Origin of the sequence: Marinomonas sp. UCMA 3892 (assembly GCF_012726345.1) — a bacterium.
GTDB lineage: Bacteria > Pseudomonadota > Gammaproteobacteria > Pseudomonadales > Marinomonadaceae > Marinomonas.
On record NZ_PTXN01000001.1, the window covers coordinates 25,753 to 41,573 of the forward strand.

The 15,821-nt window shown below is 44.1% G+C and carries 19 protein-coding genes; 5 read left to right on the forward strand and 14 right to left on the reverse strand.

The window, feature by feature from the left end; all coding sequences use genetic code 11:
* Positions 1 to 16: 16 nt before the first annotated feature.
* The 3 genes from B6N13_RS00125 to B6N13_RS00135 form a co-directional block, all read right to left on the reverse strand.
* Positions 17 to 1,540 carry a deoxyribodipyrimidine photo-lyase gene (locus B6N13_RS00125; protein ID WP_248280176.1) on the reverse strand — a complete coding sequence of 508 codons (1,524 nt, stop codon included), beginning with the start codon at positions 1,538 to 1,540 and terminating at the stop codon, positions 17 to 19.
* The gene (locus B6N13_RS00130) at positions 1,537 to 2,856 is read right to left on the reverse strand and encodes a DASH family cryptochrome (protein ID WP_169458073.1); all 1,320 of its coding nucleotides are present in this window, start codon (positions 2,854 to 2,856) and stop codon (positions 1,537 to 1,539) included. The genes B6N13_RS00125 and B6N13_RS00130 overlap by 4 nt, the downstream gene beginning before the upstream one ends.
* A gap of 68 nt (positions 2,857 to 2,924) precedes the next feature.
* Positions 2,925 to 3,827, reverse strand: coding sequence for a LysR family transcriptional regulator (locus tag B6N13_RS00135; protein ID WP_169458074.1), 903 nt, complete (start codon positions 3,825 to 3,827; stop codon positions 2,925 to 2,927).
* Between the two features lie 102 nt (positions 3,828 to 3,929).
* Here B6N13_RS00135 and B6N13_RS00140 point away from each other — a divergent pair, with 102 nt between their 5' ends.
* On the forward strand, positions 3,930 to 5,102 hold the full coding sequence (locus B6N13_RS00140; RefSeq protein WP_169458075.1) for an FAD-dependent monooxygenase: 1,173 nt from the start codon (positions 3,930 to 3,932) through the stop codon (positions 5,100 to 5,102).
* Here the strand turns inward: B6N13_RS00140 and B6N13_RS00145 are convergent.
* On the reverse strand, positions 5,049 to 5,441 hold the full coding sequence (locus B6N13_RS00145; RefSeq protein WP_011978172.1) for an MAPEG family protein: 393 nt from the start codon (positions 5,439 to 5,441) through the stop codon (positions 5,049 to 5,051). The genes B6N13_RS00140 and B6N13_RS00145 overlap by 54 nt on opposite strands.
* A 213-nt stretch (positions 5,442 to 5,654) precedes the next feature.
* Between B6N13_RS00145 and B6N13_RS00150 the strand changes: the two genes are divergently transcribed.
* Together B6N13_RS00150 and B6N13_RS00155 are read left to right on the forward strand one after the other, a co-directional pair.
* Entirely contained in the window at positions 5,655 to 5,996 is a 342-nt protein-coding gene (locus B6N13_RS00150; protein ID WP_011978173.1) for a zinc ribbon domain-containing protein YjdM, read from the forward strand.
* A gap of 214 nt (positions 5,997 to 6,210) precedes the next feature.
* Complete coding sequence (locus B6N13_RS00155) at positions 6,211 to 7,845, forward strand: methyl-accepting chemotaxis protein (RefSeq protein ID WP_169458076.1); 1,635 nt, start codon at positions 6,211 to 6,213, stop codon at positions 7,843 to 7,845.
* Between the two features lie 96 nt (positions 7,846 to 7,941).
* Here the strand turns inward: B6N13_RS00155 and B6N13_RS00160 are convergent, their stop codons facing one another.
* The 4 genes from B6N13_RS00160 to B6N13_RS00175 form a co-directional block, all read right to left on the reverse strand.
* Positions 7,942 to 8,220, reverse strand: a complete 279-nt coding sequence (locus B6N13_RS00160; protein ID WP_100186178.1) for a DUF3817 domain-containing protein — start codon at positions 8,218 to 8,220, stop codon at positions 7,942 to 7,944.
* Positions 8,221 to 8,377: 157 nt separating this feature from the next.
* Entirely contained in the window at positions 8,378 to 8,845 is a 468-nt protein-coding gene (locus B6N13_RS00165; RefSeq protein ID WP_169458077.1) for a GNAT family N-acetyltransferase, read from the reverse strand.
* Positions 8,846 to 9,046: 201 nt separating this feature from the next.
* On the reverse strand, positions 9,047 to 9,235 hold the full coding sequence (locus tag B6N13_RS00170) for a DUF2892 domain-containing protein (protein WP_011978180.1): 189 nt from the start codon (positions 9,233 to 9,235) through the stop codon (positions 9,047 to 9,049).
* Positions 9,236 to 9,486: 251 nt separating this feature from the next.
* Positions 9,487 to 9,810, reverse strand: a complete 324-nt coding sequence (locus B6N13_RS00175) for a helix-turn-helix domain-containing protein (protein WP_169458078.1) — start codon at positions 9,808 to 9,810, stop codon at positions 9,487 to 9,489.
* A 157-nt stretch (positions 9,811 to 9,967) separates the two neighbouring features.
* Here B6N13_RS00175 and B6N13_RS00180 point away from each other — a divergent pair, with 157 nt between their 5' ends.
* Positions 9,968 to 10,297 carry a nuclear transport factor 2 family protein gene (locus tag B6N13_RS00180; RefSeq protein ID WP_211172719.1) on the forward strand — a complete coding sequence of 110 codons (330 nt, stop codon included), beginning with the start codon at positions 9,968 to 9,970 and terminating at the stop codon, positions 10,295 to 10,297.
* Complete coding sequence (locus tag B6N13_RS00185) at positions 10,294 to 11,076, forward strand: SDR family oxidoreductase (RefSeq protein ID WP_169458079.1); 783 nt, start codon at positions 10,294 to 10,296, stop codon at positions 11,074 to 11,076. Before B6N13_RS00180 ends, B6N13_RS00185 begins: the two co-directional genes overlap by 4 nt.
* Positions 11,077 to 11,239: 163 nt before the next feature.
* Here B6N13_RS00185 and B6N13_RS00190 read toward each other — a convergent pair whose 3' ends face one another.
* The 6 genes from B6N13_RS00190 to B6N13_RS00215 form a co-directional block, all read right to left on the reverse strand.
* A complete protein-coding gene (locus B6N13_RS00190) occupies positions 11,240 to 11,494 on the reverse strand; it encodes a type II toxin-antitoxin system prevent-host-death family antitoxin (RefSeq protein WP_011978184.1) in 255 nt (84 codons plus the stop codon).
* Between the two features lie 113 nt (positions 11,495 to 11,607).
* The gene (locus tag B6N13_RS00195) at positions 11,608 to 11,889 is read right to left on the reverse strand and encodes a helix-turn-helix domain-containing protein (protein ID WP_011978185.1); all 282 of its coding nucleotides are present in this window, start codon (positions 11,887 to 11,889) and stop codon (positions 11,608 to 11,610) included.
* Positions 11,882 to 12,157, reverse strand: coding sequence for a type II toxin-antitoxin system RelE/ParE family toxin (locus B6N13_RS00200; RefSeq protein WP_248280177.1), 276 nt, complete (start codon positions 12,155 to 12,157; stop codon positions 11,882 to 11,884). Before B6N13_RS00200 ends, B6N13_RS00195 begins: the two co-directional genes overlap by 8 nt.
* 273 nt (positions 12,158 to 12,430) lie before the next feature.
* The gene (gene ahpF / locus B6N13_RS00205) at positions 12,431 to 13,978 is read right to left on the reverse strand and encodes an alkyl hydroperoxide reductase subunit F (protein ID WP_169458080.1); all 1,548 of its coding nucleotides are present in this window, start codon (positions 13,976 to 13,978) and stop codon (positions 12,431 to 12,433) included.
* Between the two features lie 92 nt (positions 13,979 to 14,070).
* Positions 14,071 to 14,628, reverse strand: a complete 558-nt coding sequence (gene ahpC / locus B6N13_RS00210) for an alkyl hydroperoxide reductase subunit C (protein ID WP_011978188.1) — start codon at positions 14,626 to 14,628, stop codon at positions 14,071 to 14,073.
* 107 nt (positions 14,629 to 14,735) lie between these two features.
* On the reverse strand, positions 14,736 to 15,818 hold the full coding sequence (locus tag B6N13_RS00215) for an HD domain-containing phosphohydrolase (protein WP_169458081.1): 1,083 nt from the start codon (positions 15,816 to 15,818) through the stop codon (positions 14,736 to 14,738).
* Positions 15,819 to 15,821 lie beyond the last annotated feature (3 nt).

Sequence of the window (15,821 nt, forward strand, 5' to 3'; positions counted from 1 at the left end):
CATTTGGGTCAGTGCTTCATGAGGATTTCCTCGGTTTCGATTGTCTGGATTTTCCCCGACTCTTCGAACGAACATGGGTTGCTAAAATACGGTGTTTTTCTTGTTGTACATTTGGCTGTTCGCGATATCCCCAAAGACGATCACGAGCAGCTTTTGCCGCCTCTTTCAGGCAGACAATGGGCGCAGGATAGTTTTCACCAATTTTGAATTGATATAAAGCCTCTTCCATTGGTGACATTTCCCAAGGGGAGTGTATTAGTGGAGCGGGTACTTCGGCCAATTCAGGTACCCAACGGCGAATAAACTCGCCATCTGGATCTTGGTCTTGCGCTTGCTTTACGGGGTTATAAATTCGAATGGCATTTGAACCAATGACACCAGCTTGCATTTGAAATTGTGGGTAGTGAATTCCGGGTTCAAAGTCGAGAAATAGCCTTGCTAGATGGTGCACGCCTAAACGCCAATCGATATTTAAGTGATGACATAGAAAGCTGACGAGCATGGCTCGCATACGAAAATTTATGTAACCCGTTTTATGTAAGGCTCGCATACAAGCATCAACGATAGGGTAGCCAGTGTGGCCTTGTTGCCAAGCGAGTAAATCTGCCTCGACTTGATTATCTTGCCGATAAGGAAAGTGCTCGTAAGCACGATTAACATGCTGAAATTCCATGCGGCATTCGCTTTCGAATTTTTGCATAAAATGGCAATGCCAATGTAATCGAGAGCTGAGTGCGATGAGGGTGCGTTTCCAGCCAACGGTTTTCCAGCGTGACAGCAGATCTTGGTAAACTTCTCTCATGCTGATATTTCCCCACGTTAAATAGGGCGAAAGCCGAGTGCAGGCCGATCGACTACTAAGAGGACTGGAAATAGATCGATAATAGTCTTTGCCGCGCCCTTCATAGAAGCTGTCTAAGGTTTTCCACGCCAATGTTGGACCGCCTGTTTGAATGCCTTTTTGCGGTGTTTGCCATGGGGCTGGAATCGTAAGCGTTGGCGTGTTTATCTCATACCAAGTTATCGCTTCAAGTTCGATGTTTGCCAAGGGCGCGCGCATGACTTTTTGCCAATCTTCATCCCAGTTTTTTCTGTTATCGAGTGGCCGTATCACCGCGCCAGTTGGAAATTCTTGCCAAGATATATTTCGTTGCTGACTCCAGGATTTAACCTCTATATCACGCTGAAAGGTGAGCCCAATGCCAATTTCTTCACTACTGAATAATGCATCAAACTGCGTAGTTACATAGAGCGCTTCAAGAGCCGGCAAGGCTTCTTGCCAAACAATATGTATGTGACCGCCATATTCGGCCAGCTGGCGGTTCATATCTTCTAAAGACTGCCAGACAAAGCGCCAGTGACGCTCACTATAATGTGGATCGACAATCAGGCTAGGCTCAAATATATATAACAGAATAATTGGTCTTTTTTGCTCTATCGCCGTGGCAAGTGGCAGATGATCGCTCAAGCGCAAGTCTCTTTTCAGCCAAACGACGACCGGTTTTACTGGCGTGTCGACAGTCATCTGATAGTCGTTCATTGGGCTGGATAAATCGGCCAGTCGGCAGCGTCGACCGAGTCCAATTGGGTATCAAATATTTGGCCTTGCCATTTATGAATAAAATGCAGGTTAGGGTCGTATTGTTCGGTTTGCTTTTGTAAATTGAAGTGACGACCGCCTCTTGGGTCAGCGCCAACGCCAGCTATGTATTGCCAATTACCCCAATTCGAACCGACGCTATAATCGATCAGTTGTTCTTCAAAGTATGCCGCGCCATAGCGCCAATCGATGCCTAATTCATAGATCAAACAGCTGGCGACAATTTGGCGACCTCGGTTGCTCATAAACCCCGTTTCATTGAGTTGTTTCATGCAGGCGTTCACTAATGGATAGGGTGTATTGCCTTGGCTCCACTTCCGAAAACGCTCGGCGTAATAACTGCCTTGAGTTTGTTTACCTGATAAACCTCCCGGCAAGAAAAGTTGTTTGCCGTAACAGGTTGCGTACCAATGAAAATACTCGCGCCACAACAGTTCGAAATAAATCCAATACGTCGATTCATTTGCACCATGATCGCGCTCGTAAACATCAATACTGGCTTTGATTTGCCTGACTGACAAACTACCTTGTGCTAACCAAGGAGAGAACTTGGTTGAGTTTTCCCAACCGTCTAATTCATTACGCGTTTCTTTATAATGACTTGGTAGATTGGTCGAGAAGTAATCACTTAGTTGATCAACCGCAGCGCGTTCTCCACCTGTAAACATGCTATTGTCTTCTATTTGCTTAAGCTGCCATGGGCGAATACATTGGATATCGAAAGTCGGTGCAGGTGGCAGTTTTTGTAAGGCTGGCAAGGGGGGGAAAACGTCTAGGTTCTCGACTAAGCGACGGAATTTTGAAAAAGAATCCGGTAACTGCGCTATATCAAATGGCAGCTGGGATGGTGTAAATAAACTCAAACCATGGTCTAGGTGAATACGCACGTCAGAGTATCTGCTTTCGATGCGATTAAGAGTTTGCTGTTCGTCCCAACCTCCATGATGATTGCGATAAAGGTGTGAGATTGGTATTTCGTTAAGAAGCAAATTTAAGCTGGTGGCCGCATCCATGGAACTTACGAACAAAGTTTGACCCAACGCTTGTAATTGTAGAGCCAAGTCTTGAAGGCCTTGGTTTAAAAGTCGACGACGATTTGCTGACATGCCTTGAGTTGCATAACGGCTGGGGTGATTGTTATGAGGTTCATCGCAATAAAGGCAGATAAGATAATCCACCTCCTGTACTGCTCTCCATAGCATGTTCTGATCTGCACAACGTAAATCATCCCCGAACCAAACCAATCCTAGTTTCATATAAGTACTCCTATTCCATCTTTATCATTTGAAGTCTAGTACGTTTTATTCAGGAATTTAGATTGGTTTCAGTCAAGTTCGTTAAACAGGTCCGAAAAGTTAAAGTGATCTAGCAAGGCTGTTACCTTTTGGGGAGAGTATTTTAACTTGCCTGAATACGCATAAAGGACGAGATCTTCCGGTGTCTTTTCAAGCTCGATAGCAACCAGTGTGCCTTGGTGTATTTCTTTTTGGCACGATGGTTCGGCTAAGATCGCCATGCCTAATCCCGCTATAGCGGCTTCTTTTGCCATATTGGCGCTGTTGGCCCGATACTGTGATGTGACATGTACTTTAGTCGAATGTCGGCTGTCTTTGAATATCCATGGCGAACCTTGTAATGCACTGAGGGTCGTGATGCAAGGTAAGGAAGGTAAATTCTGAAATGACAAATGACTATGATGCCGCTCAACAAACTCAGGTGAGGCGACAATGACACTGGGCCAACGAATCAGTTCTTTTGCCACCCAGTCGGAATCCATTAACTCTCCGCGGCCAAACTGCATCACCAAATCGAAACCATCGAGTAAGCCTTGATGTGGAACTAGACCTGTTTCACAGCTTAACTTGAGCTTAGGGTAAAGCGCACAGAAATTAGCAATTTGCTGGGCGATAAAGGGTAAATCCGGCATTAATATACGTAAATGGCCAGAGACCTTGTCACTCTGATCGCTAATGGCTTCGAGCTGATCATCAAGAGAGCGAAGCAGCGGCAAGCTTTGCTCATACAGTGTTTGCCCTGCCTCAGTGGGCGACATTCGTCGAGTGGTGCGTTCTAATAAACGCACGTTTAGTGTCTCTTCAAGCTGGATGATATGGCGGCTGACGGTAGAAGAAGGCTGTCCTAGCTTCTCTGATGCCAGTTTAAAACTGCGCTCCTCAAATACTGTATGAAAGCTAAGTAGCCAAGAGAGTTCTATTTTTTCAATCATAATTATTGCTCTAAATGGGATAGTTAATCCAATAGTCCCATATTTATCATTTTAAGATGCTGGTAGATACTGCAGATTCATTTTTATTATGGAGTGCTCAGTATGTCGAAACGGATTGCCATCGTAGGTGCGGGAGTGGCTGGTTTAGCCTTTGCTACGTTGGCGGCAAAGCAAGGTAATCAAGTCGATATATTTGAACGTCGCTCCCAAGTGGGCAGCGACCTAGGGGCAGGTGTGACACTTTGGCCAAATGCCATTTTTGTTTTAACTCAAATGGGACTACTGAAGGCGATTCAAAAGGCATCTGGAGAGCCTATGACTATGACCCGCTATGATCTAACTACCGGTGTGCAAGGTGATCTGTCGCTTCGTGGCCTGAACCAATCTGCGGGTTTTAACACACTCACCATATTGCGACGTGATCTAATGGCAATATTGTTTGCCGGTGCTGATCAAGCGGGTGTGCAAATTCATTTTGGTGAAGCGATTAATCTAGACAAGTTGTCTGAATTGGAGAATCAATACGACTGGGTGATTGGCGCTGATGGAAGGATGAATTCTACACTACGCAGGAAAATCAGTCCTGTCAGTCAGCCTGTTTATCAAGGATTTGTGAATGTCATTGGTATATCGCATTCAAGCCCGACAAGACCATTTAATAACCAGTCAATTCAAGATTATTGGGGGGATGGGGAACGTTTTGGCATAGTGCCGATTGATGCATCGACATGCTTTTGGGCAGCAGGTTGGGCGGAAGTTGAGAAACAGCCAAATAGGATGTTCACGCTTTCAGAGCTAGGCGAGCGTTTCAGAGAATGGCCAAGCGAGGTGCTCGCTGTGTTACAGCAGGCAGAGCAAAGCAGCTTGCATACCGTTTATGTTCATGACCTTGATCCAATGACATCGTGGTATCGAGGTAAATGCATGGTGATCGGCGATGCGGCTCATGCGGCATTGCCTACATCTGGGCAAGGTGCCTGCCAAGCTTTAGAAGATGCTTGGTGGCTAGCCAAACTTATGCAAGAGGAAGCCACCACAGACCGTCTGTTTGCTCGCTTTCAACAGCAACGTTTGGAGAAAACAGTTGCCATACAAATGACGGGAAGACATATTGCCCAAGCCATTTTTCATACCCCCGCCAACCAACGTCCTGCTCAAGGCAGTGTAACAGAAGCGTCACTTGATGCGATGGCTGCATTCTGGATGACAGGCTTGGTTAATTTAGAACCGGTAACCAAGAGCAAGATGAGTCAGGATCAACAAGGCGGCGATTAACATTACTAAGAAGGTCATCACCATGCCGCTTTGTCGATAAATGAGCGGCTCTTTGGGCTGACTTACACCGTAGGCGTGGGACAAGCGACCAAGACACAGCAAAATGCCCATTATGTTTACTAACAATGTAGAGCCCCCCGTACTTTCGTACATCCAAACCAGCAATAAAGCATAGGGAACGTTTTCCGCGAAGTTGCCATGTACGCGAATCGCTCTGGTCAACATGGACTGATCGCCATCACCAATGCCAACTTTGTACTTCATGCGCAATTTGATCACACGAAAACTCAAGAAAATGTAGAGAAAAACCAGTAACGCCGCGTAAATGGGAGTGATCATTGAGAATCCTTACCTTAACTGAAGGTCTGTTATTGTTGTGCACTCAGTGTTGAGAAAATCCTTAATTTTGTCTATGACTTTTTAAGGAAAAACATCTTTCCGATTAAGCCTAGTGATTAAATAGGATTTTTTTATTCGAGAACAAAAAACCATAGTGAAAATAGGGTTATAATAGGTCAAATTTTCCGTTTACGTTAGAAGGTAGTGATAAATATGAGTCTTCCTAATTGTCCAAAATGCGATTCCGCTTACGTGTATGAAGATCAAGCTATGTTGATTTGCCCAGAGTGCGCGCACGAATGGAACCCCAATGAAGTGGTTGTAGACGAAGATGCGCTTATTATCAAAGACATGGGTGGCAACTTATTGCAAGAAGGCGATAAAGTTACTTTGGCGAAAGATCTAAAAGTAAAAGGTTCTTCTCAAGTGCTAAAAATTGGCACCAAAGCGACTATTAAGCGCCTTGTAGATGGCGACCACGACATCGATTGCAAATTGGATGGCGGCGGGGAAATGATGCTGAAATCTCAGTTTGTGAAAAAATCGAACATTTAAACGACGAACAATCTGTTCGACGATCTAGATAATATATAGATAAGACAAAAATGCCTTCTCAGTCAGAAGGCATTTTTTTTGTGTTTTTACACGTTTTTAGATTCTTTTTGTCTTCGCAATACATGGCTGGTTTTTATTTGCTTAGCGGTTTATGCTGCCTGCCCTTGGTTGATGTTTAGTCAATCATGACTCTTTTTAAAAGGTGATGGATACTATGTTTAGCCAACTTAAAATTTCTCAGCGTTTAGGGTTAGGGTTTGCTTTTATCTTTGCTCTACTGCTGCTGATTTCAGTGGTGGGCATGCAACGTGTTAACGTAATTGATAACACCTTGACGAGTGTGCGTGATGGCGCCACGTTAAAGCAGCGTTATGCCATTAACTTTCGTGGCAGCGTTCATGATAGAGCCATTGCGGTGCGTGATGTGGTGTTGGCATCGGATCCAGTGCGTTTAAATCAAGAGCTTGCATCAATTAAAAATTTAGATGTGTTTTATCAGCAATCGGCGAAATCCATGAGTCAACTCATGTTGTCTGATGCTTCCACAGCAGAGCGAACCTTGTTAAAAGCGATTCAAGACATCGAAGTAACCACACAGAAGTCGACGGCAGCACTGTTGGATTTGGCTCAACAAGGCAACACAAGTATTGCGACTCAGCTTTTAATGCAAGAAGTTTCTCCTGGTTATACTGAATGGCTAAAACGCATTAACGCTTTTATTGATCATCAAGAAGAAGTCATTAATAAAGATATTGGTATCGTAATGAAGGTTGCCAGCACCTTTGTTAATTTAATGCTTGTAGTGACTCTTATTGCGGCGGTTTTTAGTGTTTTTGTGGCGATTACTTTGATTCGCAGTATACAGGCGCGAATTGGCGGAGAACCTGAAGACGTTGCCGCGTTGGTACAGCGAATTGCCGATGGCAACCTGAATGTCACAATAGAAACACACTATCCGAATAGTATGATTGGCAGTGTACGGGCCATGGTCTCACGCTTGCAGCAAATCATCCTAGATGTGCGTAGTGCGGCTGATGAACTCAGCATTGCATCGTCTGAACTGAATAGTACCGCAAGCGAAAACAACCGTCGTCTTCGTCAGCAATCTGCCGATACTACGCTGATGGCTGCTGCGATTAACGAAATGTCTGCCTCTGTTTCTGAGGTCGCCGGACATGCTGGGCACGCTGCCGAAGCCACACAAAAAGTAGATCGAGAAGTTGAAAGTGGTAATACAAAAGTTAATGCTACTGCAGAAGCCATCGTGCATTTGTCAGAAACGTTAGAGTTAGCGTCAAAAACGGTTGAGAAAGTATCTGTTGATAGCGGCAATATTGAAAAAATTACCGACGTTATCAGTGCCATCGCAGAACAGACGAATTTATTGGCGTTGAACGCAGCCATTGAAGCGGCGCGAGCCGGTGAACATGGTCGAGGCTTTGCGGTTGTGGCGGATGAAGTGCGTTCGTTGGCGACACGGACACAGCAGTCGACCAGCGAAATCAGCAACATGATTGTTCGTTTACAAGAAGGATCCAGCAAAGCCGCTGAGATCATGAACACCAGCCGTGAGCGAGCACAAAAAACCGTTGAACAGACTCAAGAAGCTCGTGCTGCCTTGGCGAGCATTCGGACTGAGGTCATGGCAATCAATGATATGAACACACAAATTGCTCAAACGTCCGCGGAGCAAGAGCGTGTGGCGGAAGACATGAACCTCAATATTACTCGCGTTCACGAAGCCACCATGGAAAGTGCTGCTGGTTCTGAACAAGTGGCTCAATCGAGTGAACGCCTTGCGCAATTATCGAAGAAACTGACCACAAAAGTCAGCTTTTTTAAAATGTAATAACATTAGCGAAATATAACTGAAGGGCCTTTGAACTGTTAAGGCCCTTTTTTTTAAGTGTACAAAGACTTTAATCTGACGTTGCAAAGAACACGACTATTTGTATTTATTTAAGATCTTCGCTTTAAAGACATAACTACCAAATGGTACCAATGACGCAACAAATCCTATCAAGGCGTGTTTTGACGACACCCCATATCGAGACACACTTAACATCAAAAGAATGTTAAACAAAATAAACAACCCACCATGAATCGGGCCAATAACGCTCACATACTCTGGCATGTCCATCAGGCGTTTTAATGGCACAGCAATGAAGAGCAGCAATAGAAGCGATGTGCCTTCTAAAATGGAGATAAAACGTAACATTTTCATACTATGTCTCTTTTGTTGAAGTGTGTTGAAAGAATGTATTCAGCCCTAATAAGACCCCAGAATAGCATTTTAATTTCATCATAAGGTCGGTTATTTAAGGTGTGGAATAATGCTGGCAGAGTCATTAAGTGTGAGAATCTATACAGTATGTTTTTTTCTATCCAAGCCTTAGTGCCATCACTGCTTTTTCGACACCTTTGTCATTTATTCTGTGTATCACTTCAAAATCATGCTTTAAATACAGATCGATATTGTGTTGTTCGCATTGCAGATAAAGGTCTGGAATACCTAGGTTTTTAGCATGATTGAGCGTGTGTTGAAGAATTAGGCAGGAATAACCTTGCCCACGTTTATCAGCTGGAACGAAAACACCACCGAGCCAATGCTTGTAATTGGGAAAATCAGGATGTTCATGGAACTTCAGTTCTGCCACCGCAAGCAGCTCGTCATGGTCATGCAAGACAAAAGAGATGGGGGGCGCGGCTCTACTTTTCGCCATCACCGTGACTTTTATTGCAATATCCTCTAGCGATCTGTTGGGCGTTAAACGTCCCCACTCATTGAAATACCACTGAGCAATGGTGGGAATGAAGTGTTTCTGGTCGGCGAGAAGTGAGACTTTCATCATTGTCCTTAAAAGAATAATGGTATTGAATGATATAAAGAGTATTACCATCAATCGTATAGATTAAATAATGTTCTGTACCTATTCATCTTTATTTAGCCCAATCATTTATGGATTGCCGTAAATCAAAAACAAAAAACCGACTCTCAGTGTTACCTGATGTCGGTTTTAGTCTTTATAGTGTTCGTTTTAAATTAGATGTTATTTTTTGGTTTTACAAGTTGAAAAACCAAACGGTAGATAAGCTGGGCAGATGCTAAATACGCCTGTGGCAAGCAGCACAATGCCGATTACCCCCCACCATGAATTGAAATATACACCGATTGCTATGACGACGGCGCCCATTGTGATTCTGACCACTCTATCTGTTGTACCTACGTTATAAATCATCGTCTTCTCCTGTTTTTGTTGCCTTAAGTCGTGCGACGAAAAGCGGTATTGCTTATGCACTAGAGTGCAATCGGGAAGATTGGCGTTTTTTAAACGAGGTTTGCGGAGCGTGTTTGCCAATATCACCTTTCTTAGTGTTGCATCGACCATACGCCCTGTTGATGGTTTAAGCTAAGGCTTTAAAATTTGTTTGATTGTTTTTTGATCTGTGTGCTGATTTAGCAACAAATTCCATTATTGATATAAAACGGTCATTTCTTATTTTCAGCCCATTTAAGTAAGGCGTCTAAAGCAGGGCAAAGCTCCTGTCCCCAATCCGTTAAACTGTATTCTACTTTGGGCGGTACTTGATGATAGATAGTACGCTTTATTACCCCGTCTACTTCCATCTGACGAAGCTGTTGGATGAGCATTTTTTGTGTGATTGCTGGAATGGCTTTCTCTAATTCAGAGAAGCGTTTTACTTGTCCGCCAAAGAGATGGAAGAGGATTAGCAACTTCCATTTTCCTTCTAGAATCTTTAGTACTTGCTCTACGCCATCGGCTGCAGAGGCTGGCGTCCATTTTTTTGTCATTTTTTTTATGGCCTTAGCCCTTATGAGATCAAAAACTTACTTCAGAGTAAGTACCCTACTTTTTTGTCGGTTCTTGTTTTCCAGATAGCTTAACGCCATTCTTTTCAGACAGCAATTTGGCGAGTTCTAAGAAAATGATTTTAAGTAGAGGTGTTTTATGATGACTATTGATCTTCCAAGACCAATCGCAAATTATTTTAAAGCAGATAAAGGGGATAGTGAGGCAATTGTTGCCTGTTTTTCCGATGAGGCAGTGGTAAAAGATGAAGGGCAGACTCATACGGGGCTGGACGCAATTAAACAGTGGAAAGCGAATGCATCGACGAAATATACCTATACGGTTGAACCGCAGTCATTAAGCGAAAGCGCAGAGCAAACGATAGTCACGGGTTTAGTGACAGGGAACTTTCCTGGGAGCCCTGTGAATCTTCAATACGCTTTCACGCTGGATGGCGACAAAATCACGGCACTGGAGATCTCCTTATGAGTTTTGATCTTGAATTAAATGGGCGCATAGCTTTGGTTACTGGCGGAACTAAGGGCTTGGGAGCGGCGGTCGTTGAGTCGTTTCATGGCGCGGGAGTGCATGTGATTGCCGTGGCTCGTTCAGTGCCCAACGATGCGCCAGAAGGCATTTCATATATAGAAGGGGATCTGCTGACGGCAGCGGGTTGTAGCGCACTAGTAAGCACCGTATTAGAGAAGTTTGGTGGTGTTGATATTGTTGTCAATGTGCTGGGCGGTTCAAGCGCTCCTAGTGGCGGTTTTGCGGCGCTTGATGAGCAAGAGTGGGAAAACGCATTGAGTCAAAATTTACTGTCTGCGGTACGCATTGATAGGGGGTTATTGTCATCAATGATAACAAAAGGCTTAGGTGTTATTGTCCATGTTACATCGATACAGAACAAACTTCCTTTGCCAGAGTCGACCACAGCCTATGCCGCAGCGAAAGCGGCGTTATCCACTTACAGTAAAAGCTTATCGAAAGAAGTGGCGCCAAAAGGCATTCGTGTTGTGCGTGTTTCCCCCGGTTGGATAGAAACGGAAGCATCGGTTCGACTTGCTGAACGGCTTGCTGACCATGCTGGTACGGATTATGAAGGAGGTAAAAAGATTATTATGGATTCGCTTGGTGGCATTCCTTTAGGACGTCCAGCTCAGCCTTCTGAAGTGGCTGACTTAATTACTTTCCTAGTGTCGGCGAGAGCGTCCTCTATCACAGGTACGGAATACATTATTGATGGTGGTACCGTACCTACGGCCTAATTTAGTTAAGGCGAAACAAAAAACGCCCCTTTTGATCGATAGGGCGTTTTGTTTTCGGTCTTTTAACCGACTATTATGAATTAGTTGATGTGGTTGAGTGTTTTTTTGTCTTTCTGTTGCTAGTAAAGATAATCTTCCCAAGTTTGCTCAGCCCAATATAATATCATTCCTCAATCTGTTCCCTTGTCTGTGTTCTGCCAGCTTCCATTTCGGCAATAGCAGCGTTTAAACGAGAAGCATTTTTCGGACTCGCCATTAAATAGGCTGTTTCTTTATAGGTCTGGAAATCTTCTAAGCTTATCAGCACAGCCGGCTTCCTGCCCTGACGAGTAATGAGGACAGGCTTATGATCGTCATTTACTTTATCAAACGTGCTAGCAAGATTTGCCTTAAAAGCTGAGTAACTTAACGTATCCATATTTTACTCCTGCAAGTCAGTGTTTAATTTTTTTCTGTAAGCAGAGATTTTAGCCTGTCTTAGTGGCCGTGAAGCACGAGTAACACTTAGCCATACTTAAAATGAAGAGAGTATTAAACAAGCTCTAATTTGAGCTTTTTACCTAACGCTTTCGCGGCATTATCCAAGGTATGCAGCGTGACAGATGTGTTGTTTGGATCAAGTAGTCTATCCAATCCAGAGCGACTTGTTTTCATCAGCTGCGCCATTTTTGTCTTAGACAAATGTTCGTGTTCGATTTTCTGTTGAATCTGCCATGCTACCACTCGTTTTATAGCCACAGCGTTGGTTTCAGCTAAGATTCCTTCCTCTTCAAGGAAGTCATCAAAGGAAGAACCAATGTGTTTGTTAGTCATTTTCAGCCTCACGTTTTCGTTTTTTAGCCAAATCTAATTCAGACTTAGGTGTCTTTTGGGCTTTTTTCATAAAGCCATTCAGTAAAATTAATTCGTTGCTTTTAAAGAAAAATAACACCCTCGCAATACGGCCACCTTCTAAGTTAGTGCGTACTTCCCACAGCCCATCTCCCATAGAGCGACATATGGGCATACCGACAGGCCAACCGTATGCTGCTGTTTTGATATCCTGTCCTATGGCACTTCTATCCTCTTTTGTAAGAGACAATAACCATTCCCTGACAGGTTCACCTCTCGACGCAGTTCGGAAAAAGTGAACAGACACTTTCTTGTGTTTTATGTTTTTCACAAGTTCATTTGTACCATAAATGGTACAAATCTGTACAGATATTTTTAACTTTGTGGCTTAGACTGGCGAAACTCAGCTTGGAGCTTAAAACTTACCAGCAGAATTTTGAGACAAAAACCGCCATCTCGCTAAGCCAGATGGCGGTTTGTGTGGTCGGTTCGGATGTTGCTGAAGACAGGCTCTCCCCGTTGCCTAGTTACGAATCAAGTAATCAAATGCACCAAGAGCAGCGGTTGCGCCAGATCCCATGGAGATGATGATTTGCTTGTATGGTGTTGTGGTCACATCACCAGCGGCAAATACACCTGGGATAGAGGTTTCGCCATGAGCATTAACGATGATCTCACCACGGTTGCTCAGTTCCAATGTATCCTTCAAGAACTCACTGTTTGGCACCAAACCAATCTGTACGAAGATGCCCGCTACGTCGACAAGGTGAGATTCGTCGGTTAATCGGTCTGTGTATTTTAGGCCGATTACTCGTTGTCCATCTCCCATTACTTCTGTGGTCATCGCGTTTTTGATGATAGTCACATTCGGCAAAGAGTTGGCTTTTTTCACCAATACATCGTCGGCACGTAAGGTGTCACTAAATTCCAGTACGGTCACGTGCTCTGTGATGCCTGCAAGGTCGATTGCCGCTTCAATACCTGAGTTACCACCACCGATAACGGCTGTTTTTTTGCCTTTGAACAATGGACCATCACAGTGTGGGCAGTAAGCTACGCCCTTGTTACGGTATTCTTGTTCACCTGGCACATTCATTTCTCTCCAACGAGCGCCCGTTGCTAATACCACAGATTTACTTTGTAGAATGGCACCGTTTTCCAATTCCACTTCGATAAATTCTTTCTTTTCGAGGCGAACGGCTTTTTGCAATTTCATTAGATCAACATCGTAATCTAGTACGTGTTGTTCAAGACCTGCGACCAATTTTGGGCCGTCTGTGGCTTTGACCGAAATGAAGTTTTCAATGGCCATGGTATCACTGACTTGACCACCAAAGCGTTCTGCTACAACGCCTGTGCGGATGCCTTTACGAGCGGCGTAAATAGCGGCGGCTGCGCCAGCTGGACCACCACCAACAACGAGCATGTCGTAAGGGGCTTTTTCAGCCAATGCGGCGGCTTGTTTGTCAGCGGCGCCAGTGTCTACTTTGTTAACGATTTCCGCTAATGTCATGCGACCTTGGCCGAATAATTCGCCATTTAGGTACACAGAAGGTACGGCCATGATGTTGCGCTCGTTCACTTCGTCTTGGAACATGGAGCCATCTATCATGGTCGCGGTGATGTTAGGGTTTAGTACCGCCATCAAGTTGACGGCTTGCACCACGTCTGGACAGTTGTGGCATGAGAGGGAAATGTACACCTCAAAATTCAATTTTGTGTCCAGAGACTTAATTTGCTCTAGGGTTTCTTGCGCGGCTTTTGATGGGTGGCCGCCTGCTTGTAATAGTGCTAGCACAAGCGAAGTAAATTCGTGACCCATTGGAATGCCAGCAAAGCTCACTCGTGGTGTTTCTCCCTTTGGCGCAATAGCCATCAAAGGTGCACGACCAGTCGAGTTTTCATTGACTGTTAATGTAATTTTGTCGCTTTTTAGCTCGGTGATCTCGCGAGCCAATTCAAGTAATTCGTTTGATTTTGCAGAACTGTTTGTGGACACAGTAATTTCAATCGGATTAACGATATTTTGCAGGTATGTGCCCAACTGCTGTTTTAAGTTTGCTTCTAACATGATGATGAAACCTGTATTTGATTGAGTGATTTACTGTGCTGAGAGTAAAAAGGGGTCAGGTGTGACCCCTTTATTGTTCTTTGTTCGACAGTTTAGATTTTGCCAACTAGGTCTAGAGAAGGCGTCAATGTTGCTTCACCTTCTTTCCATTTAGCTGGGCATACTTCACCTGGGTGAGCGGCAACGTATTGCGCTGCTTTTACTTTGCGAAGTAGGTCTTGAGCATCACGACCAATACCTTCTGCAGTGATTTCCATCGCTTGGATAGTACCTTGTGGGTCGATCAAGAAAGTCGCGCGGTCTGCAAGACCTTGGCCTTCACGCATCACACCGAAGTTGTTAGTGATGTTGCCTGTTTGGTCGCCAACCATGTAGTACTGGATTTTGCCGATTGTTTCAGAGCTTGCGTGCCATGCTTTGTGAGTGAAGTGAGTGTCTGTAGAAACAGAGAATACTTCTACGCCGCGAGATTGTAGTTCAGCATAGTTGTCAGCAACATCGCCAAGTTCTGTTGGGCAAACGAAAGTGAAGTCAGCTGGGTAGAAGAAGAATACAGCCCATTTGCCTAGCACGTCTTTTTCAGAAATCTCTACGAATTCGCCGTTTTTGAAAGCTGTTGCGTTGAATGGTTTGATTTGAGTGTTGATCATTGTGTTTCTCCTAATATGTGTTTGAGTGCGTTACCAACAGGACTCATATTAGGGAAAACGGAAATATAGTTAAAATTGTTAATAACTAAACAATCAATTGTTAAAAGCTATTTAGAGATTAAGTCTTTGTCACTATCTGGAAATTGCTGTCGAATCGACACAATTTGGGTTTGAAGGTTTTTAATGATGGGGACGAGATTGGGGTCAAAATGGCTGCCTGAGTTTTCTTCAATGTAAGCAAGCGACTTTTCTAGCGTCCACGGTTCTTTATAAGGGCGTTTAGACATTAGAGCGTCTAGCACGTCGGCGATAGCAACAATACGACCTTCTAATGGTATTTCTTCGCCTTTTAGACCTTTAGGGTAGCCACTACCATCCCATTTTTCGTGATGAGTGAGTGCGATGCTTCTGGCAAGCTTTAGCATAGGGTCGTCTTCCTCGGAAAAGATTTCACCGCCATATACCGTGTGAAGTTTCATTTTTTCCCATTCTTCTGGTGTCAGCTTTCCGGGTTTTAAAAGAATGGCATCGGATATGCCGATTTTGCCAACATCATGCATGGGGGCTGCTTGAAAGATTTGATTAACCCATTCGTCGTTGCCGCCATATTCTTGGGCAATCATACGAGCATAGTGACTCATGCGAATAACATGGGCGCCAGTTTCATTGTCTTTAAACTCTACTGCACGACCAAGATGATGAATGATGCGAAGTTGGCTGGCTTGCAGCGCTTTGGTGCGTTCGTCGACTTTTTTCTGTAATTGTCTATTTTGATCGTATAGCGCAAGGTGGGTACGAACTCTGGCTCGAACAATTGGTGGACTAATAGGTTTGAGAATGTAATCCACAGCGCCAATAGAGAGTCCTTTCTCTTCATCTTTGATATCGTGTTTGGCCGTCACAAAAATGACTGGAATATTCGCTGTTGTTGGATTGTTTTTTAATTGATGACAGACATCGTAGCCATCCATTTCTGGCATCATCACGTCTAGCAATATGATGTCTGGACGTGGCGCTAAAGACGCAATAGACAAAGCTTTCATGCCATTTAATGCTACTTTTATGGTGTATTCATCTGACAGAGAGGCAACCAAAACATCGATATTTTCTGGCGTATCGTCAACGATTAAGATAGTCGGCTTATTTAACAGCTTTCCAGTTTTCGATTGTTCAATCGTCGTTTCTATCATTGT